Genomic DNA, 16,857 nt, shown 5'->3' on the forward strand with positions numbered 1-16,857 from the left:
AGCTTGAAATGCTGTCCGGCATCCGCCCAAATAGGCGGATGCAGGATCGTTCATGACGCATATCGGCCCGAAATCCCAGATCGAGATACCCCAGATCGAAATCCCCTTCATGGGACGCTGGCACTATTCGCGCGCCGAAATGATCGCCGACGGCATCGTCCATGCGGTGGGCATCGTGCTTGCCATTGCTGCCGGCTCGACGCTGCTGGCGCTGGCCGCCTTCCATGCCGGTCCGGTCGAATATATCGCCGCCGCATTCTACGTGATTTCGCTGCTCACCGTGCTGTCGGTGTCGCTGGCCTATAATCTGTGGCCGGTGTCGTCGCCAGCCAAGTGGATATTGCGGCGCTTCGACCATGCCGCGATCTACCTGCTGATCGCCGCCACCTACACGCCTTTCCTCGCCCAGCTCGACGGCTCGCCGCTGGCCATCTCGGTGATCGTCCTGGTCTGGGTCGCGGCAGCGATCGGCATCGCCATCAAAGTGGTTCTTCCCGGACGCTTCGACCGGCTGGCGATCGTCTTTTATCTCGCCATCGGCTGGAGCGGCATCGTTGTTGTCGAGCCGCTCGTCCAGACATTGCCGACGACATCGATCGCGCTGATCGTCGCCGGCGGCATTGTCTATTCCTGCGGCGTCATCTTCTTCGCCTGGAAGGGCCTGCGCTTCCACAATGCGCTGTGGCACGGCTTTGTCGTCACCGGCGCCGGCCTGCATCTTGCCGCCATGGCGGACTGCCTGGTCATCAACCGACTCTGACGCCAAGGGCTTGGCAATATTGCCAAGCGCCATTCAATTTGGTCACAATTGCGTTTAGAGTCACCGTCAAACGTGAATTGGCGGCGGCGGCGGCATCGGAAACGGGGCACGGATGGCTTTTTTCAAATCCTTCGGCATGGGCAGGCGCTCCGACGTGCTGATGTACGATCCGCACAAGTTGTCGAGCCCGCAGGTCTTTCTCTTGACCATGGTCATCTTCCTGATGATCGTCGCTTTCATCGCCGCCATCCTGACCCGTCAGATATCGACAGCCTTTGCCACCAATCCCGGTCTCAACGGCCTGATCGTCGGCGTGCTTGCGGTCGGCATCCTGCTGGCCTTCGCGCAGGTCGGCCGGCTGTTTCGCGAAGTGCGCTGGGTCAACTCTTTTCGGGCCGGCTCCGAAACCACGGAACCGGTGCTGCTGGCGCCGATGAAGGCGATGATCGGCCGCTCGCCGACAATCGCCTTCTCGACCAGCTCGATGCGCACCATGCTCGATTCGATCGCCACCCGCCTCGACGAAAGCCGCGACACCTCGCGCTATCTTGTCGGGCTGCTGGTGTTCCTCGGCCTGCTTGGCACCTTCTGGGGCCTGCTCAACACGATCGGCTCGATCCGCGAAACCATCGATTCGCTCGATCCCGGCACTGGCGATGCCGCCGCCGTGCTCGAATCGCTGAAGGCCGGGCTCTCCGCGCCGCTGGCCGGCATGGGCACCGCCTTCTCGTCCTCGCTGTTCGGCCTGTCCGGTTCCCTGGTGCTCGGCTTCCTCGACCTGCAGGCTGGCCGGGCCCAGACACGCTTCTACACCGAGCTCGAAAACTGGCTGTCCTCGGTCACCGACCTGTCCTCCGACATCGTCGTCGCCGAACCGCCCAAGGTCGAGTCTTCCGACGAGATCCGCGTCCTGTCGGAAAGACTGCGCAGCTTGCAGGAGAACGGGGGCGGCGCCAATCCGCGTGTCGCGACCGCCATGGCCAACCTTGCCGACGGCATTTCGGGCCTGGTCAAGAACATGCGCTCGGAGCAGCAGATCATGCGCGACTGGGTCGAGGCCCAGTCGGACGAGCAGAAGGCGATGCGCAACACGCTGGAGAAGATCGCCGATGCCCTGAAGAAGACTGGAGTCCACTAGCATGGCTCTCGCCAGGACCCGGCGTGCCGATCGCCGTATCGATTACTGGCCGGGCTTCGTCGACGCGCTGTCGACGTTGCTGCTCGCGATCATGTTCCTGCTTACCGTCTTCGTGCTGGCACAGTTCCTGCTCGGCCGCGAAATCTCCGGCAAGGACACGGTGCTCAACCGCCTCAATTCGCAGATCAACGAACTGACCCAGCTTCTGGCGCTGGAGCGCTCGACAACGCAGGACAAGGAAGATTCGCTCGCCAATTTGCAGGCGTCGCTGTCGGCGTCGGAGGCGGAAAAGAGCCGGCTCGAGCAATTGCTGGCGCAAGGCGCCGGTGCCGGCGACGCCGCCAACCAGCGGGCCACGGCGCTTTCGGGCGAACTCGACAACCAGCGCCAGATCAGCCAGCAGGCACTGAGCCAGGTTGAAATCCTCAACCAGCAGATCTCGGCGCTGCGCAGGCAGATCGGAGCGCTCGAAGAAGCGCTCAACGTGTCCGAAGCGCGCGATCGCGAGTCGAACACCAAAATCGCCGATCTCGGCCGCCGCTTGAACGTCGCGCTGGCGCAACGCGTGCAGGAACTGAACCGCTACCGGTCCGACTTCTTCGGGCGCTTGCGCGAAATCCTCGCCGACCGCGAGAACATCCGCATCGTCGGCGACCGTTTCGTCTTCCAGTCGGAAGTGCTTTTCCCGACAGGCTCCGAAGTGATCAACGATGCAGGCAAGGACGAGATGAAGAAGCTCGCCGACGCCATCATCGACCTGCAGAAGGAGATCCCGCCGGAGATCAACTGGGTGCTGCGCGTCGACGGCCACACCGACGACAAGCCGCTGTCGGGCACCGGCCGTTACCGCGACAATTGGGAATTGTCGACGGCGCGCTCGACCTCGGTGGTGAAGTTCCTGATCGAGAACGGCGTGCCGGCCAACCGCCTGGTTGCCGCCGGCTTCGGCGAATTCCAGCCGCTCGACCCCGCCGACACGGAGGACGCACGCAACAAGAACCGCCGCATCGAGCTGAAACTGACCGAGCGCTGATCGCCCCGGCTTCAGGCGGCGGCCGCATTTAGGGCGGCAATGCGGGCTGGCAACGCCAGAAAAGATTACCTTTTTTTGATTACATTTTGCCGAGGATCGCTCCTCGCTCTGTCACGGGGCCGAGAACCGCCGGCGGTGGAAGCGTCCATCGCGGCCCGACGGAACCGACGGCCCACGGCCCACGGCCGGAAGGTGGCCCCCCAATCGCCACCTCCCCTGTAAAAGGAGACGCAACATGCGCTCTTTCACTCCCAAAACGCTCGGGCCCAAGACCCTTAGGACTGCAACGCTCGCCGCAGTTCTCGTCACCGTTCCGTTTGCTGGCGCCTACGCCGGCCCGCGTGAGGCAGCTTTGATCAACCAGATAGAGAGCGTGGATTCCGGTATCCGAGCCGCCATGCAGGCGAACAGGATCAAGCCGGACGAAGCGCGTGACTTTGCGCACGCAGGTCGCTCAACTTGATCGGGCCGCGCAGAGGGCCGCGCGAGATCGAACGATGCCGGCCACGCAATATCAGGACGCGAAGTCGTCTGGCAACTTTCCTCGGATACCGTTCCGTAGCTGAGGGCTTCAAGCAGGCGCATTAGAATTATCCGCGAAGAAATTGCCGACCCGAAAAGGGGCATAGGCCGCGCCTCATTCTTGACGCTTTTGCTGCCATCTCCCCAGTCACGTCGGCCTGCCCGTGCCCCCGTCAGCGGCCGCCGGCCACGCAGTTCGAGATCAGCCCACGTCAGGCCGAAATGATCGCCCACAACTGTGTCACCCCCATCGCAAGGATGAGGATGGTGCTTGTTCCGGTGAACAGCGCCGTAGGTATCTGCTTAAGGTGAGCGCCGAAGCTGCTGCCCGAGAAGTCGTCGACTGCATCGTCCAGCATTGCCTTTAAGTCATCCAAGGCGGCCTTGGCTGCCAAGACTCCGTAAGCCGTGATTGAAACCACAATCGTCGCGAGCGCGAACCTGGCAGCTAGTCCCGCTGATGATGCGTATGCAAGGATCGCGAACATGGTCGCGATGCTGGCGAAAAAAGTGATCGCGTAGGTCTGCGTCACATGGGCAAGTCGCGCAGCCGTCGCCGTTACGTATTGATCAGCGGTGAGTTTCGCCATGTGCTCCTCCGGCAAGTGACCCGCTTGGGTACCGAGTTGCAAATGCTAAAGAGAGGAAAGCGAGCTCTTTCTTCCCTCGTTAAAGGCCGCCAGAACGGAAGCGAAATTCCCCGTTCTGTTCGCACCTCTCCATCCCAACAACTTAGCACAAGTTGAAGGTAACTTCAGCAGCTCCTAAAGAATAATCGTGGGTCGTGCCCGGCCTGTGAATGTCCGAAAATGGTGCGCATCGCGACCGTTCGTCGTGATCGAGCGGGCGTCTGCTCGCCACCATAAGCGGGCTTACGGCCCCCGGCGTCGGGATTACTGGCTTAAAGCGAGCGCGACCAGAGCAACCGCAGCCGGCACGGTCTGGATGTAGAGGATTTTCCTGCCGACCGTCGCCGCGCCGTAGAGGCCGGCGATGGCGACACAGAGCAGGAAAAACACCTTGATCTGGAAACCGGCCTCGCCGAGGTAAAGCCCCCAGATCAGCCCGGCTGCGAGAAAGCCGTTGTAAAGCCCCTGGTTGGCCGCAAGCACTTTCGATGCGCTGGCGAATTCCGGCGTCAGCTTGAACGCCTTATGGCCGCGCGGCGTGTCCCACAGCACCATCTCCAGATAGACGATGTAGAGGTGGATCAGCGCCACCATCCCGACCAGCACGTTGGCGATCATGCTACGTCTCCCCATTGCGACATGGCGCCGCCTCGCGATATTGATCACGCACGCCACCGGTCCCGCAAGACCGATTCCGGCGTGCATCCCGGCCGGCAGTCAATGTGCCCATCGCCGACGGCCTTCAGGGTTGCCAATATCAGCGCATTGGTATCTTTTCCCGCCGTTCAAATTCATCGGAACCCACAATGTCGTTTCAAAAACTCGACGACCTCGGCCACAAGCTCGAAGCACTGGAGCATGCGCTCGCCATTCTCGGCGCCGACGAGGCGACCCATATGGCCGTCGGCGGCGGCGAAAAGCGCGCCGAGGCGATGTCGGCGCTGGCCGGCATGCATCACGCCAGAGCGACCGCGCCGGAGATCGCCGACTGGATCGCAGCGGCGGAACAGGAAACGCTGAACGAACAACAGCAGGCAGCGGTCAGGGAGTTCCGGCGGCAATACACCAACCTGACCTGCCTGCCGGTCGAATTCGTCGAGCGCCAAACCACCGCCCGGATGCGCTCCGAGCAGCTGTGGCGCGACCTGCGCGCGAAAAACGACTGGGCCGGGTTCTTGCCGGCGCTCGAAGGCGTCGTCGCGCTGGTGCGCGAGGAAGCAGCACTTCGCGCCGACGTGCTCGGCCTTGATCCGTATGACGCGCTGATGGAGCAGTACGATCCCGGCAACCGCGCCGCCGACATCACGCCGGTCTTCGCCGAGTTGAAGACCTTTCTCAGGGATTTCGTGCCGGAAGCACTGGCGGTGCAGGAAAAGCGGCTGGCGAAACATCCGCTGAAGCCGCTTTCGGGCAGCTATGCGATCGAAAAGCAGCGCGAGCTTGGCCTCGCCATGATGGCGGCGGTCGGCTTCGATCTCACCCACGGCTCGCTGTCGGTATCGCATCATCCGTTCTGCGGCGGCGTGCCGAGCGACGTGCGCATCACCACCCGCTACAAGACCTCCGACTTCCTGTCGGCGCTGATGGGCGTGCTGCACGAGACCGGCCACGCGCTTTACGAACAGAACCTGCCGCGGGCGTGGGCGCACTGGCCGCTCGGCAAGGCGCGCGGCATGGCTGTGCATGAAAGCCAGAGCCTGTTCGTCGAAAAGCAGATCGGCCGCAACCCCGAATTCTGGCGCTGGGCGCTGCCGGTGGTCGAAAAGCACCTCGGCGAGACCTGGTCGATCGAAGACATCCTGCCGCATGTACACCGGGTCGAGCGCGGCCTAATCCGCGTCGACGCCGACGAGGTCACCTATCCGCTGCACGTCATCCTGCGCTACGAGCTGGAGCAGGAGCTTGTCTCGGGGCGGCTGGAGACCGCCGACCTGCCCGAGGCCTGGGACGCCAAGATGCGTGACTATCTCGGCCTGTCGACCATCGACAACCCGGCCGACGGACCGATGCAGGACGTGCACTGGCCGGGTGCTGCCTTCGGCTATTTCCCGTCTTATACGCTGGGCGCCATGATGGCGGCGCAGCAATGGGCGGCGCTGACCAGAGATCATCCTTCGGCCGACGAAGACCTCGCCAAGGGAGATTTGGCGGCGATCAACGACTGGCGCCGGCAAAAGATCTGGTCGCAAGGCTCACGCTGGTCGACGCCCGAACTGCTCGAGCGCGCCACCGGCGAGAAGCTCAACGCCACGCATTTCACCGAGCATTTGCGCAAGCGCTATGGGGAGGTGCTGAAGGGCGCCTGACATATCTTCAAGCGCATCGAACGCGGCGGCACTTTCGTCATTGCCGACCAGCGCCATTTGCAAAAAACGAAGCCGTTTGGCATGGCAGCGTCGTCCTACTACTCCGCGGCACCCTTGAAAGCATTCGCCCCGGTTTCGAACTGCAGCTTGGCCAGCCGCGCATAGATGCCACCCTTGGCGACGAGGCTCTGGTGGGTGCCTTCCTCCACGATGCAGCCGCCATCCATGACCAGGATCCGGTCAGCCTTCAGCACCGTCGCCAGCCGGTGGGCGATGACGATCGTGGTGCGGTCCTGCATCAGCCGCTCCAGCGCCGTCTGCACCAGCGTCTCGCTTTCGGCGTCCAGTGCCGAGGTTGCCTCGTCGAGCAGAAGGATCGGCGCATCGCGCAGAATCGCGCGGGCAATCGCCACGCGCTGGCGCTGGCCGCCGGACAAGGTCACGCCGCGCTCGCCGACCTGGCTGTCATAGCCTTTCTCAAGTTTCAGGATGAACTCGTCGGCAAGCGCATCCCTGGCCGCCGCCTCGATCTCCGCCTGGCTGGCGTCCGGACGGCCGAAGCCGATATTGTCGCGCGCGCTGGCCGCGAAGATGGTGACGTCCTGCGGCACGATGGCGATGCGCTCTCGGATGGCGACGGGGTCGGCCTCGCGCACATTGACGCAGTCGATCATGATCTTGCCGGTCTCGGGGTCGTAGAAGCGCAGCAGCAGCGAAAAGACGGTGCTCTTGCCAGCGCCGGAGGGGCCGACGATCGCCACCGTCTCACCGGGCTTGACCTGGAAGCTCAGGCCGTGGACGGCAGCGCGGTCGGGCCCGGCCGGGTAGGAGAAGGACACGTCGTCGAAACTGATTGCGCCTCTGGCCGTCGCCGGCAGCGGTTTCGGATGCGCTGGGGCCTGGATCGCGGGCTTCTCGGCCAGGATCTCGGTCAGCCGTTCGGCAGCGCCCGCCGCCTGGGAAAGCTCGCCCCACACTTCCGACAGCGCGCCGAGCGCGCCGGCGGCGAACACCGAATAGAGCAGGAACTGGCCGAGCGTGCCAGGCGACAGCGTGCCGTCGAGCACGTCGCGCGAGCCGAACCACAGCACCGCCACCACCGAGGAAAAGATCATGAAGATGGCGAAGAAGGTGAGGAAGGAGCGGGCAAAGATCGAGGACCGCGCCGCCGCGAAAGCCGCTTCCACCGCAGCTGAAAAATGCCCGGTGACCAGCTTCTCGTTGGTGAAGGCCTGCAGCGTGCGCACCGCGCCGATCTGCTCGCTGGCATAGGCCGTGGCGTCGGCCAGCGTGTCCTGCGCCAGCCGCGATTTGCGCCGCACCGAGCGGCCGAAGGCGACCAGCGGCAGCACGATCACCGGGATGGCGGCGATGACGAGGCCCGACAGTTTCGGGCTGGTGAAGACCATCATCGCCACGGCGCCGAGCCCAAGAATGACGTTGCGCAGCGCCACCGACGCGGTGGCTCCGACCGCCGACTTGACCTGCGTCGTGTCGGCGGCTAGCCGCGAGACGATCTCGCCCGACTGTGCAGTGTCGAAGAAGGATGGCGACAGCGTCGTGACATGGCGGAACACGTCGCTGCGGATGTCAGCGACGACGCGCTCGCCCAGCGTGATGACGAAATAGTAGCGGCTGGCTGACGCCGCAGCGAGCAAGGCAGCCATCACCACCAGCATGGCGAAGTACTCGGCGATGAAACTGGAATCGGAAGCGGAAAAGCCGTGATCGATCATGCGCCGCACGGCCAGCGGCAGCGCCAGCGTCGTCGCCGCAGCGATGGTCAGCGAGACGACCGCGCCAATGACCATTTTCCGGTAGCGGGTGATGTAGGGGAACAGGCGCCGCAGCGGCTTGAGCGAGCGCCTGCGCTCGTCTGCATCGCCGCTGGTGTGCGCCATGACCGTTTCCTCTGGCTCTTCTGGGCATGCGCCTCAATATGCGCTTACCGCGGCCTTGTGATTCAATTCCGGCTGATGTATAGGCTCGCCGACCGTTTTAAAAGCCGTGGCTCCTCAATAGCTGCGGCTTCGAGTTTTAAAAGGGGCGCATCGACGCAGGCTTTATGCCCGTCAGCAGCGCCGGCGAACCAGGAATAGCACAATGAAGACCGATATCCATCCCGACTACCACACCATCAAGGTCGTCATGACCGACGGCACCGAATACATGACCCGTTCGACCTGGGGCAAGGAGGGCGACACGATGAACCTCGACATCGACCCGACCACCCATCCGGCCTGGACCGGCGGCCAGCAGACCCTGCTCGACCGCGGCGGCCGCCTGTCGAAGTTCAAGAAGCGTTTCGAAGGTTTCGGCCTCTAACCCGCAGGCCTTTTTCGGATCAGAAGAAACCCGCCCTCGTGGCGGGTTTTTTTGTTGCGAGAATGCGGCCCTATTCGCCGACCAGTTCGCGCAGCGCCATCCGCTTATAAGCGGCGACCAGGTCGTCGCCTTCCTTTCGACCGACCGAGATCGCCAGCCGCATGGTGGCCTCGCCCATCTGCCAGATGAGAAGCGCCGTCGTTTCCAGCGCCGCCGGATCGGCAGCAGGCCGCAGCTGCTTCAGTACGGCGGTGAGGAATTCGGCGTTGGCCCGGCTGTCGGCAAGCTCGAGTTCGCGCAGCGCCTTGTCGGCCTGCGTGCCCGACCAGATGTCGCGCATCACCGGCTCCGCCAGGAACAGCCCGTAATAGATATCCACCAGCTCGGAGAATGCCCGCCGCAGCCCTTCGGCGTCGCTGACCTCGCCAAGCGCTGCCGCGATGCAGGCCTGGCTTTCGGCGGTGTAGCGCTCGGCCAGCGCCCAGATGATCGCCCGCTTGTCCGGGAAGAATTGGTAGAGCGAACCGATCGACACGCCGGCCCGTTCCGCCACTTCGCCCATGCGCATGGCATCGCTGCCTTGCTCGGCGATCAGCGCTGAAGCGGCGGCCAGCATCCGCTCGACCCGCTCGCGGCTGCGTTGCTGGCTTGGCGCCCGGCGCGGCGATGCGATCTGGCCATCCTGTGAACCCGCTACGCTCGAGCCTTCCATCACCGTCTCCTGGCGAATGATCAACAAATTGGCTTGACTCCTAAAATAAGAGGACTTATCACGTTTTGCAAATGTGAGGATTACTCATGTTCGAAACGAAAGGAAAATCACCATGATCGACGCGACACGGAAACCGATATTGATCCTCGGCGGCACTGGCAAGATCGGCCGCCGCCTCAACGAGCGACTGACAGCGCGCGGCCTGCCGGTGCGGATCGGCTCCCGTTCCGGCACGCCATCTTTCGACTGGGAAGACAACGCGACCTGGGGCCCGGCAATGCAAGGTGTGGGCGCCGTGTATATCAGCTACTATCCCGATCTTTCCGTGCCCGGTGCGGCCGAAGCGGTCGGCGCCTTCGCCAACCTTGCCGTGCAAAACGGTATCACACGGCTGGTGCTGCTATCAGGGCGCGGCGAAACGGAAGCGCAACGCGCCGAAGAGATGCTGAAAGCCTCAGGCGCCGACTGGACGATCCTGCGCTGCGCCTGGTTTGCCCAGAATTTCAGCGAGAGTTTTTTCCTCGATCCGCTGCACGCCGGTGAGGTGGCTTTGCCGGTCGGCAATGTCGGCGAACCGTGCATCGATGCCGACGACATCGCAGACGCCGCCGTTACGGTGCTTACCCGGCAAGGCCATATCGGCCAGCTGTACGAGCTGACTGGACCAAGGCTGCTGAGTTTCGCCGACGCGATCGCCGAGATCGGCAAGGCAGCTGGCCGCAACATCGGCTTCAAGCAGATTTCCCATGCCGAGTTCGCCGCCGCAATCGCCGCGCACGAGCTGCCGGCCGAGTTTGCCTGGCTGCTCACCGAACTGTTCACCGAGGTGCTCGACGGCCGCAACGAGGCGCTGGCCGACGGCGTCCAGCGCGTGCTCGGCCGCGCCCCAAAGGACTTTTCCGCCTACGCAACCGAAACCGCTGCTACGGGCATCTGGAGTGACTGACATGATCATGAACCTGCTTCCCACCCTAACCTTCATAGGCGCGCTCGGCTCGGGCGTCGTCGCTGGTGTCTTCTTCGCCTTTTCCAGCTTCGTCATGCCGGGCCTCGCCCGCATGCCGACCGCGGGCGGCATCGCCGCCATGAATTCGATCAACGTCACTGCGGTGACGCCGATGTTCATGACCGCGCTTTTCGGCACCGGGCTGATCTGCCTTGTGCTTGCCGTCGGCGCTGTCATCGGATGGGGCCAACCGGGCTCGTTGTGGCTTCTCGCCGGCGCCCTGACCTATCTCGTCGGCAACCTGATCGTGACGATGATCTTCAATGTGCCGCTCAACAACGCGCTGGCCGCCGTCGATCCGGCGAGCGCCAACGGCGCCGCTGTGTGGACCAGCTATCTCAGGGACTGGGTGATGTGGAACCACGTCCGCACCATCACCGCCATCGTCGCGCTGGCCTGCTTCATTTTCGCGTGGCGGTGAATGCAGGGGCAGAAACGCGAAAGACCCTGCGTCAGGCAGGATCTTTTGACTTGTGGCCCTTGCGATCGGCATGGCCAAGATCGCGGTCCGGATCGATCACGTCGCGGACCAGTTGCTTGAGCTTTGCGGCATCGGGAAAGCCGCCGTCGCGCTTGCGCTCCCAGACCAGCGTGTCGTTGCAGCTGATGGCGAATATGCCGCCGGTGCCGGGCACCAGCGTGACTTCGCCCAGATCCGTTCCGAAGGTCGACAGCAGCTCCTGTGCCATCCAGCCGGCACGCAGCAGCCACTGGCACTGCGTGCAATAGGTGATGCGGACCTGGGGCTTGTCTGACACGCTCATGTCTGGCTGAGCTCCGCTCATGCCGCGCTGAGCTTCGCCATGGTCTCGTCGTCGACCTCGAAATTGGCGTAGACGCTCTGCACGTCGTCATCGTCCTCGAGCGTGGCGACCAGCTTCATCAGCGACTGTGCCCGCTCCTCGTCGACCGCAATGTTGGTCTGCGGCTTCCAGATCGGCTTCACCGATTCAGCCTCGCCGAGCGCGCCTTCCAGCGCCTTCGAGACCTCGCCGAGATTCTCGAAGGCGCAATAGATCGTGTGGCCTTCCTCGTCCGACTGGACGTCGTCGGCTCCGGCCTCGATCGCCGCGTCCATGACCTTCTCGGCGCTGCCGACCGACGCGGGATAGAAGATCTCGCCGACACGGTCCCACATGAACGACACCGAGCCGGTTTCGCCCATCGCGCCGCCGGCCTTGGTGAAGGCGGCGCGCACATTCGACGCCGAGCGGTTGCGGTTGTCGGTCAGCGCCTCGACGATCAGCGCGACGCCACCCGGGCCGTAGCCCTCGTAGCGCACGGCTTCATAGGTCTCGGCATCGCCCATCGACGCCTTGTTGATGGCGCGCTGGATATTGTCTTTCGGCATCGACACCGCCTTGGCGTTCTGCACGGCAAGACGAAGGCGCGGGTTCATCGACGGATCCGGCGTGCCGCTCTTGGCGGCGACGGTTATTTCGCGCGCCAGCTTGGAAAACATTTTCGACCGCACCGCGTCCTGGCGGCCCTTGCGGTGCATGATGTTCTTGAACTGTGAATGGCCAGCCATGGAACCCCTGTCGTCTTATTGGCAGAGCATCCTGCAGCGAGGCAGTCACCTCGCCTTTGCCAAAATGCTCGAATTCAAAATTTCAGAACGTCCCTGCTGCGTCCGGATGGACGTACGGCGCTCTATCTCGGAATGGCCGGCTTATAGATAAATCGGCTCAATTCGTCCAGCCGCGCCGTAAAGGTGGTGCGCACGCGCCTGCCAGCTGCATGCCTGCGGCCGCTCACCCTTCCAGATCGGATTTCAGCCGGTCGAGAATGCTGATCGCATGCGTGGCGTACTGGCTGATCCAGCGGTCATGGATCTGCTTGATCGGCAGCGCATTGAGATGGTTCCAGCGTTCGCGCCCCTCGCGCCGCGCCACGACCAGGTCGGCTTCCTCCAGCACTTTCAGATGCAGCATGACGGTGCAGCGGTCCATGTCGGGAAAGGCATCGCACAGCATGCCGGTGGTCCGCGGCGCGTCCTTCAGTTCGTCCAGCAGCGCACGCCGGCGCGGATGCGCCAGCGCCTTGAAAACATTGTCGTCCTGCGTTTTGCTTGACATGTTATATTTTTATAACATAATACCGATCTGATCAAGGAAGGAGCTGTGGATATGTCTCTTGGATTCAGAGTTTCGGGCCGCATCGGCAAACCGGTCGCCGAAGTCTTCGATGCGGTCGTCAATCCGAAGAAGCTCAGCGGCTATTTCACCACCATCGGCGGCGCCAGTGCCCCGCTGGTGGCCGGCGCCAAGGTCGTCTGGTGGGGCAAGGTCCCGGTCGAGGTCGACGAGGTGGAGAAAGACAACCGGATCGTGCTGCGCTGGGACGCCACCGACGCCGACGGCAAGCCGGCTTACAAGACCCGCATCGAGATGAATTTCGAGCCGCTGGACGACGGCGGCACCTTCGTCACCATCGCCGAGGCCGGCTGGCACGAGGACGCGGTCGGCCTGAAGAAGTCCTACCTCAATTGCGAGGGCTGGTCGCAGATGCTGGCCTGCATGAAGGCCTATGTCGAATACGGCATCAATTTGCGCGACGGCTACTATCGCAGCGAGATGAAGGGTGAACCCGCGAGCGAAGACAATATCTGAGAAGACGGAGGAAAGAATGGCTGCGAAGATCACCGGCGGCATCAACATCGCCATGATAGAAATGACGGACCCCGCCGCAATCAAGCCGCCCGCGCCGCGCCCTACTGGTCTGCTCGGTCACGAGCTTGACGCGCAATCTCAGTCCAAGACCGGCCTATTCGGCGCTTTGCCTTTATCAGTCGGGCCACGATGGCAACTGCCAAGGTATTCAAGGCACCTGGGCGCAGTGCTTGCCGAATAAGCACGGCAGCCAAGACCACTAGGCCCATGAAGAAAATAAGCGCGAGGGCGTCTCTCCACACTGAAGAGTCCACAGACTGGGCGTACGCTGGCGATGCGCATAGTAGGCAAATAATTGAGAGAAGCTGGCGGCGCACGTTTCGTCCCTTCCTGATGTGGCCGCCATCTTAGGCCGGGGTGGGTCCGCAAATCCATAGAGCATGGTCATCTTTGCGGCTCTTTTGGCGAACGCGCTCTGGCGGTCCTACGCACAGCGTTCTGGTGGTGTTTGATGAAAGTCCCGGAGAGGGCTTTGAGCTTGGGGCAATGGGTTCACCTGGGTGGCGACCTGACCCTCTCCGAGGAGGCTGTCCTCAGCCGATAGATGGCTGGGGGGTGGTGCTATATGCCGAGGTCGAGGCGCATCTTGGCAGCGGCCTGAGCATGTCGGGTGAGCAACGCCCAATCCCCACGCACAACGGCCCGCCTAAACTCTGACAACTCGGCTTCGTCGATGTGTTCGGACCAGCTTTCGAGGGTCAGCCCGACCGGCGCAAGGACGCTCCGAACAAGCCGCTGGGTAAACGCCGCCTCGACCACTTGGGCCTCCAACTGGTCCACGCCCGCCGCTTCAAAGTCGATGACGCCCGTTTCCGCGAAGGTGTCCACCACGGCCTGTTGAACCTCAACCGGCTGCGCTTCCGCCCAGCGGTTCAACGCCCTGTCAGCGCCATCAGAAAGCTCTTGATGCGTTTTCTGGGCCTTCTGTTCCGGTGTCAGATCGTCATCTTCAAGGTCTTGGTCGTCGTCTTCCTGCTCAATCGCCACCTCCGGGGTCTCCCCCGAAAGCTGTTCTTGGACAATTGAGCCTAGCGGAAAGACCCGTAGCCGTAGGGTGCAACAGCCAATTCCACCGCAGCCGCATAGTCCTTGGCGCTGATCTCGCCAGCCTCGACCATCTGGCGGGCCTGCTTAGGGCCAAGCTGAATGCCGCCGATGGTCACCGGAAGGCTGTCGACCAGTGCGCGGGGCGGGACGGCAAAGGCGCTGTCCGACGGGTCCGCCTTGGCGTTGAGCTGCTCCACGGTCGTCTTGCCATTGCTGATCGAAACCCGCTGGCTAAGTTCGCCACGCTGCTGGGCCTGATACCACTGGTTGCCGGCTAAGGAGACCTCAGTCGCCGCTGCGACCTGGGCCTTCAGTCGGGCCTCTTTCTCATTGTAGGCTGCCACAGCCGAAGCATGGCGCAACTTGTCGATGTGCGTCTCTCGCTCGGCTTGGGTCATGTTCATTATCGCCAACTCGGCTGTGGTCGGCGCGGCTGCGGGCTTGTGGCTGGCGGTCTCGTTCATCTGGTCTTCGCTGTATCTGGACAATTGGTCGTTCCTTTCAAGGTGATGGTCCCCGCGACGGAATTGTTGCAGGGGGGTCGGGGTAGTGTTGGGTAGCGGGGTGGGTGTTTAGGGCCTCAGCGGCGCGGCTGAAGGCCATAGCTGTGGTCTGGTGGGGTCCGACTGCGGTCGGCCTCTGGGGGCGCTGTGGCTGGGCCTGGGGTGGCCTTGCGGGGACGCATGTACATCTCGGCCATTCGCCTCGCCAAGTTGGCGGCTTCAAGCTCGCGATAGCCATAGACGGCGTAGCATCGTTGGGCGACGATCAGGGCTTCGGGGATGCCGGAAAGACGGTCCAGTTCGGACGGTCGACCTTCCTCCATTCTGTCCAAAGCCGCGATGATGGCGAGGGCTTGTTCCCGTGTCGGCCACTCTGCGAGGGCGGGTAGGAACTGCCTCACATTCCCTCCCGCATGTGTTGTATCAAAGGGGTCCTGGGGTGCGCTTTAGCGGTCCCGAAGCGGAAGAGGTGATCGAGGTGCTGGCCACCATCGCGCCCGTCATCGTACCGGCCAAAGTCCCGGTTAGCGTCCCATCTCGGGCCAATCCAAGCCAGCGACTTGCGGACTAGGTCGAACTGGTCACGCTTGGCCTGACCCAGCCGGCTCCATGCGAACTGGTCGTAGTGGATGGCAACACCTAACTCCCGCCGCTTCTCACGCCGGTCTGCCGCAGCCTTGATAGAACTGGTGCGGGCTTGCTTGGTTCGGAAGGGTAGCTTGGCATTGGGGATGTTGCGATAGCCGGGAGCGTTGACAAGGCCCTGTTTCCAGTCGACGCGGTCACCCTGGGATGCCCTCAGCGCTGTCTTGTTCTGCCGCTTGGCCGTGGCTGTCGCGATGACAAGGGCGCTGTCGTCATCGTCGGGGTCGTGGTCATCAGGCGGTGCCTGTCGCTCGTGCAGGAACAAGGCCCTGTCGAACGGTCGTTTGTCGTCTGTCATGTCATGCGGTTTCCTTTCTCTGGTGCTGGTCATTTCCTGTGTTTCGTCAGGGGGGATGTCACGAAACAATCACCCTCAACGCCTTGCTGGATATGGGTTTGTGTCTCTCTAATGTGGCACATTGGCGAAATGACCACAGGCCACCCTCAGACCCCCTTCCGGTCCAACATCTTGGTCAACCTGTCGACCTCCTGTCGAAGCGCCTTGAGGGTCTCTGTGTGGTCAATCAATCGGATCAAACGGCTAACTTCAGCAACCGCCTCAGCCGCCTTCCGTCCCCGCACAGTGTCCACGTTGAACTTCCCCTTGATCGGCTCTGCCGGTTCATCTTCCGCTGCCGTCTGGTCGGCCTCAAGATGGCCTTCAGGGTGTTCGGCGCGTATTTCGCAAGGTGGCGGCTGACGGTCTCGTGGTGCATCCCGCCAAGGTCCCTCCCGATTTCCCTGAGGGTCTTGAATGGGCCATTCGCTCGACCCCCACGCGGTCCCCTGTGTCGATGCTGAAGGGCCTTGACGTAATACCGGAGCGATGCCGCCTTCTCCGCGTTGGTCAGCTTCAGGCCCGGCGTCAGGTTCGCCTTAAGGGCCAGCCAGCACATCTCGTCGACATCGCCCGGCTTCTCCATGAAGACCTCGAAGGCCTCAATCAGGGTCTTGCCGAGCGACCTTGCTGCGGTCACCCGGTGCCAACCGTCCACGACGATGTAGACTGCAGCGATCCCCGCCGATCCCTTCTGCCGATAGACCTTGATCGGCTGGAAGCCGCACACGATGGGACCGTCTGTCGGATCATAAGCGAACATCGCCGCCCGATATTCCTTGACCGTCTCAGGATAGGTCTTAGCCCTGATCTGTGTCGTTTCATCCATCTGGATGTCGACCAGCGGGATCGTCAGGACGTTGCCCTGGGTGATTATTGACATGGGTGTTCGCTGTTCATCGTTGTGTCCTGTCGCTTGAAAGGGGGGCGGGGGCGTTTCTGTACTTTCCACTGAATAGTGGAAAACTCGGCTGTCGCTTCGGCAAAATATCCCCTCGGGCTGTCCTTGCGGTGCCGTTGGGGTCGACTTGGGGTGCAGTTGGGGTGTGGTGGCTGGAACTTGAGGCGCTCGTGGACTTTGCCATCGGCGACGGTAATCTTAGCTGCCCTGTTCGAGGAACGCTGCTTCACCTGTCGCCTCGAAACAACATAGACCCGCAGACGAGCGAGCGAACATTCCCCCGGAGGGTACAGGGCGGGCAGCGGGAGAACGCTGGATAGA

At 62.8% G+C, this 16,857-nt stretch carries 21 protein-coding genes; 10 read left to right on the forward strand and 11 right to left on the reverse strand.

What is annotated here, in order from left to right; translation table 11 throughout:
- Positions 1–52: 52 nt before the first annotated feature.
- From trhA to NMG70_RS01625, 4 genes are all read left to right on the forward strand, one after another.
- Complete coding sequence (gene trhA, locus NMG70_RS01610; protein ID WP_254022906.1) at positions 53–760, forward strand: PAQR family membrane homeostasis protein TrhA; 708 nt, start codon at positions 53–55, stop codon at positions 758–760.
- Positions 761–872: 112 nt separating this feature from the next.
- Positions 873–1,898, forward strand: coding sequence for a MotA/TolQ/ExbB proton channel family protein (locus tag NMG70_RS01615; RefSeq protein WP_254022907.1), 1,026 nt, complete (start codon positions 873–875; stop codon positions 1,896–1,898).
- 1 nt (position 1,899) lies between these two features.
- Complete coding sequence (locus NMG70_RS01620) at positions 1,900–2,931, forward strand: peptidoglycan -binding protein (protein WP_254022908.1); 1,032 nt, start codon at positions 1,900–1,902, stop codon at positions 2,929–2,931.
- A gap of 235 nt (positions 2,932–3,166) precedes the next feature.
- Positions 3,167–3,394 carry a hypothetical protein gene (locus NMG70_RS01625; RefSeq protein WP_254022909.1) on the forward strand — a complete coding sequence of 76 codons (228 nt, stop codon included), beginning with the start codon at positions 3,167–3,169 and terminating at the stop codon, positions 3,392–3,394.
- Positions 3,395–3,665: 271 nt separating this feature from the next.
- Here NMG70_RS01625 and NMG70_RS01630 read toward each other — a convergent pair whose 3' ends face one another.
- Positions 3,666–4,043, reverse strand: coding sequence for a hypothetical protein (locus tag NMG70_RS01630; protein ID WP_254022910.1), 378 nt, complete (start codon positions 4,041–4,043; stop codon positions 3,666–3,668).
- 303 nt (positions 4,044–4,346) lie between these two features.
- Positions 4,347–4,700 (reverse strand): DUF1304 domain-containing protein, encoded by a 354-nt coding sequence (locus NMG70_RS01635; protein WP_254022911.1) that lies wholly within the window; start codon positions 4,698–4,700, stop codon positions 4,347–4,349.
- Positions 4,701–4,888: 188 nt separating this feature from the next.
- Between NMG70_RS01635 and NMG70_RS01640 the strand changes: the two genes are divergently transcribed.
- Positions 4,889–6,388: a carboxypeptidase M32 gene (locus tag NMG70_RS01640; protein WP_254022912.1), complete on the forward strand. Its 1,500-nt coding sequence runs from the start codon at positions 4,889–4,891 to the stop codon at positions 6,386–6,388.
- 98 nt (positions 6,389–6,486) lie between these two features.
- Here the strand turns inward: NMG70_RS01640 and NMG70_RS01645 are convergent, their stop codons facing one another.
- Positions 6,487–8,289 (reverse strand): ABC transporter transmembrane domain-containing protein, encoded by a 1,803-nt coding sequence (locus tag NMG70_RS01645; RefSeq protein ID WP_254022913.1) that lies wholly within the window; start codon positions 8,287–8,289, stop codon positions 6,487–6,489.
- Positions 8,290–8,491: 202 nt separating this feature from the next.
- On the opposite strand from NMG70_RS01645, the gene rpmE reads away from it, so the two are divergent.
- Positions 8,492–8,713, forward strand: coding sequence for a 50S ribosomal protein L31 (rpmE, locus tag NMG70_RS01650; RefSeq protein WP_006327661.1), 222 nt, complete (start codon positions 8,492–8,494; stop codon positions 8,711–8,713).
- Positions 8,714–8,783: 70 nt separating this feature from the next.
- Here rpmE and NMG70_RS01655 read toward each other — a convergent pair whose 3' ends face one another.
- Positions 8,784–9,425 carry a TetR/AcrR family transcriptional regulator gene (locus tag NMG70_RS01655; protein ID WP_254022914.1) on the reverse strand — a complete coding sequence of 214 codons (642 nt, stop codon included), beginning with the start codon at positions 9,423–9,425 and terminating at the stop codon, positions 8,784–8,786.
- A gap of 112 nt (positions 9,426–9,537) precedes the next feature.
- Between NMG70_RS01655 and NMG70_RS01660 the strand changes: the two genes are divergently transcribed.
- Together NMG70_RS01660 and NMG70_RS01665 are read left to right on the forward strand one after the other, a co-directional pair.
- Positions 9,538–10,371, forward strand: a complete 834-nt coding sequence (locus NMG70_RS01660) for an NAD(P)H-binding protein (protein ID WP_254022915.1) — start codon at positions 9,538–9,540, stop codon at positions 10,369–10,371.
- 1 nt (position 10,372) lies between these two features.
- A complete protein-coding gene (locus NMG70_RS01665; RefSeq protein ID WP_254022916.1) occupies positions 10,373–10,852 on the forward strand; it encodes an anthrone oxygenase family protein in 480 nt (159 codons plus the stop codon).
- A gap of 31 nt (positions 10,853–10,883) precedes the next feature.
- On the opposite strand, the gene NMG70_RS01670 is transcribed toward NMG70_RS01665, so the two are convergent.
- The 3 genes from NMG70_RS01670 to NMG70_RS01680 form a co-directional block, all read right to left on the reverse strand.
- A complete protein-coding gene (locus tag NMG70_RS01670) occupies positions 10,884–11,195 on the reverse strand; it encodes an Rdx family protein (RefSeq protein WP_254022917.1) in 312 nt (103 codons plus the stop codon).
- A gap of 17 nt (positions 11,196–11,212) precedes the next feature.
- On the reverse strand, positions 11,213–11,962 hold the full coding sequence (locus tag NMG70_RS01675; protein ID WP_023800014.1) for a YebC/PmpR family DNA-binding transcriptional regulator: 750 nt from the start codon (positions 11,960–11,962) through the stop codon (positions 11,213–11,215).
- Between the two features lie 223 nt (positions 11,963–12,185).
- On the reverse strand, positions 12,186–12,509 hold the full coding sequence (locus tag NMG70_RS01680) for an ArsR/SmtB family transcription factor (RefSeq protein WP_254022918.1): 324 nt from the start codon (positions 12,507–12,509) through the stop codon (positions 12,186–12,188).
- A gap of 51 nt (positions 12,510–12,560) precedes the next feature.
- On the opposite strand from NMG70_RS01680, the gene NMG70_RS01685 reads away from it, so the two are divergent.
- Together NMG70_RS01685 and NMG70_RS01690 are read left to right on the forward strand one after the other, a co-directional pair.
- Entirely contained in the window at positions 12,561–13,043 is a 483-nt protein-coding gene (locus NMG70_RS01685) for an SRPBCC domain-containing protein (RefSeq protein WP_254022919.1), read from the forward strand.
- Positions 13,044–13,059: 16 nt separating this feature from the next.
- On the forward strand, positions 13,060–13,284 hold the full coding sequence (locus tag NMG70_RS01690) for a hypothetical protein (protein ID WP_254022920.1): 225 nt from the start codon (positions 13,060–13,062) through the stop codon (positions 13,282–13,284).
- A 380-nt stretch (positions 13,285–13,664) separates the two neighbouring features.
- On the opposite strand, the gene NMG70_RS01695 is transcribed toward NMG70_RS01690, so the two are convergent.
- The 4 genes from NMG70_RS01695 to NMG70_RS01710 form a co-directional block, all read right to left on the reverse strand.
- Positions 13,665–14,090, reverse strand: a complete 426-nt coding sequence (locus NMG70_RS01695; protein WP_254022921.1) for a hypothetical protein — start codon at positions 14,088–14,090, stop codon at positions 13,665–13,667.
- Positions 14,091–14,131: 41 nt separating this feature from the next.
- On the reverse strand, positions 14,132–14,638 hold the full coding sequence (locus NMG70_RS01700) for a hypothetical protein (RefSeq protein WP_254022922.1): 507 nt from the start codon (positions 14,636–14,638) through the stop codon (positions 14,132–14,134).
- Positions 14,639–15,050: 412 nt separating this feature from the next.
- Complete coding sequence (locus NMG70_RS01705) at positions 15,051–15,629, reverse strand: hypothetical protein (protein WP_436798327.1); 579 nt, start codon at positions 15,627–15,629, stop codon at positions 15,051–15,053.
- Between the two features lie 202 nt (positions 15,630–15,831).
- Positions 15,832–16,518: a ParB/RepB/Spo0J family partition protein gene (locus NMG70_RS01710; protein ID WP_254022924.1), complete on the reverse strand. Its 687-nt coding sequence runs from the start codon at positions 16,516–16,518 to the stop codon at positions 15,832–15,834.
- Positions 16,519–16,857 lie beyond the last annotated feature (339 nt).

The organism is Mesorhizobium ventifaucium, from assembly GCF_935822925.1.
GTDB lineage: Bacteria > Pseudomonadota > Alphaproteobacteria > Rhizobiales > Rhizobiaceae > Mesorhizobium > Mesorhizobium ventifaucium.

Excerpts from the sequence above, each read along its gene's own strand:
- NMG70_RS01620 (WP_254022908.1), top strand. The coding sequence starts at position 1,900 with ATGGCTCTCGCCAGGACCCGGCGTGCCGATCGCCGTATCGATTACTGG.
- NMG70_RS01705 (WP_436798327.1), bottom strand. The coding sequence starts at position 15,629 with ATGACCAGCACCAGAGAAAGGAAACCGCATGACATGACAGACGACAAA.
- NMG70_RS01685 (WP_254022919.1), top strand. The coding sequence starts at position 12,561 with ATGTCTCTTGGATTCAGAGTTTCGGGCCGCATCGGCAAACCGGTCGCC.
- NMG70_RS01645 (WP_254022913.1), bottom strand. The coding sequence starts at position 8,289 with ATGGCGCACACCAGCGGCGATGCAGACGAGCGCAGGCGCTCGCTCAAG.
- NMG70_RS01670 (WP_254022917.1), bottom strand. The coding sequence starts at position 11,195 with ATGAGCGTGTCAGACAAGCCCCAGGTCCGCATCACCTATTGCACGCAG.
- NMG70_RS01680 (WP_254022918.1), bottom strand. The coding sequence starts at position 12,509 with ATGTCAAGCAAAACGCAGGACGACAATGTTTTCAAGGCGCTGGCGCAT.
- NMG70_RS01625 (WP_254022909.1), top strand. The coding sequence starts at position 3,167 with ATGCGCTCTTTCACTCCCAAAACGCTCGGGCCCAAGACCCTTAGGACT.
- NMG70_RS01675 (WP_023800014.1), bottom strand. The coding sequence starts at position 11,962 with ATGGCTGGCCATTCACAGTTCAAGAACATCATGCACCGCAAGGGCCGC.
- rpmE (WP_006327661.1), top strand. The coding sequence starts at position 8,492 with ATGAAGACCGATATCCATCCCGACTACCACACCATCAAGGTCGTCATG.
- NMG70_RS01630 (WP_254022910.1), bottom strand. The coding sequence starts at position 4,043 with ATGGCGAAACTCACCGCTGATCAATACGTAACGGCGACGGCTGCGCGA.
- NMG70_RS01640 (WP_254022912.1), top strand. The coding sequence starts at position 4,889 with ATGTCGTTTCAAAAACTCGACGACCTCGGCCACAAGCTCGAAGCACTG.
- NMG70_RS01615 (WP_254022907.1), top strand. The coding sequence starts at position 873 with ATGGCTTTTTTCAAATCCTTCGGCATGGGCAGGCGCTCCGACGTGCTG.
- NMG70_RS01665 (WP_254022916.1), top strand. The coding sequence starts at position 10,373 with ATGATCATGAACCTGCTTCCCACCCTAACCTTCATAGGCGCGCTCGGC.
- NMG70_RS01690 (WP_254022920.1), top strand. The coding sequence starts at position 13,060 with ATGGCTGCGAAGATCACCGGCGGCATCAACATCGCCATGATAGAAATG.
- NMG70_RS01655 (WP_254022914.1), bottom strand. The coding sequence starts at position 9,425 with ATGGAAGGCTCGAGCGTAGCGGGTTCACAGGATGGCCAGATCGCATCG.
- NMG70_RS01710 (WP_254022924.1), bottom strand. The coding sequence starts at position 16,518 with ATGTCAATAATCACCCAGGGCAACGTCCTGACGATCCCGCTGGTCGAC.
- NMG70_RS01635 (WP_254022911.1), bottom strand. The coding sequence starts at position 4,700 with ATGATCGCCAACGTGCTGGTCGGGATGGTGGCGCTGATCCACCTCTAC.
- NMG70_RS01660 (WP_254022915.1), top strand. The coding sequence starts at position 9,538 with ATGATCGACGCGACACGGAAACCGATATTGATCCTCGGCGGCACTGGC.
- trhA (WP_254022906.1), top strand. The coding sequence starts at position 53 with ATGACGCATATCGGCCCGAAATCCCAGATCGAGATACCCCAGATCGAA.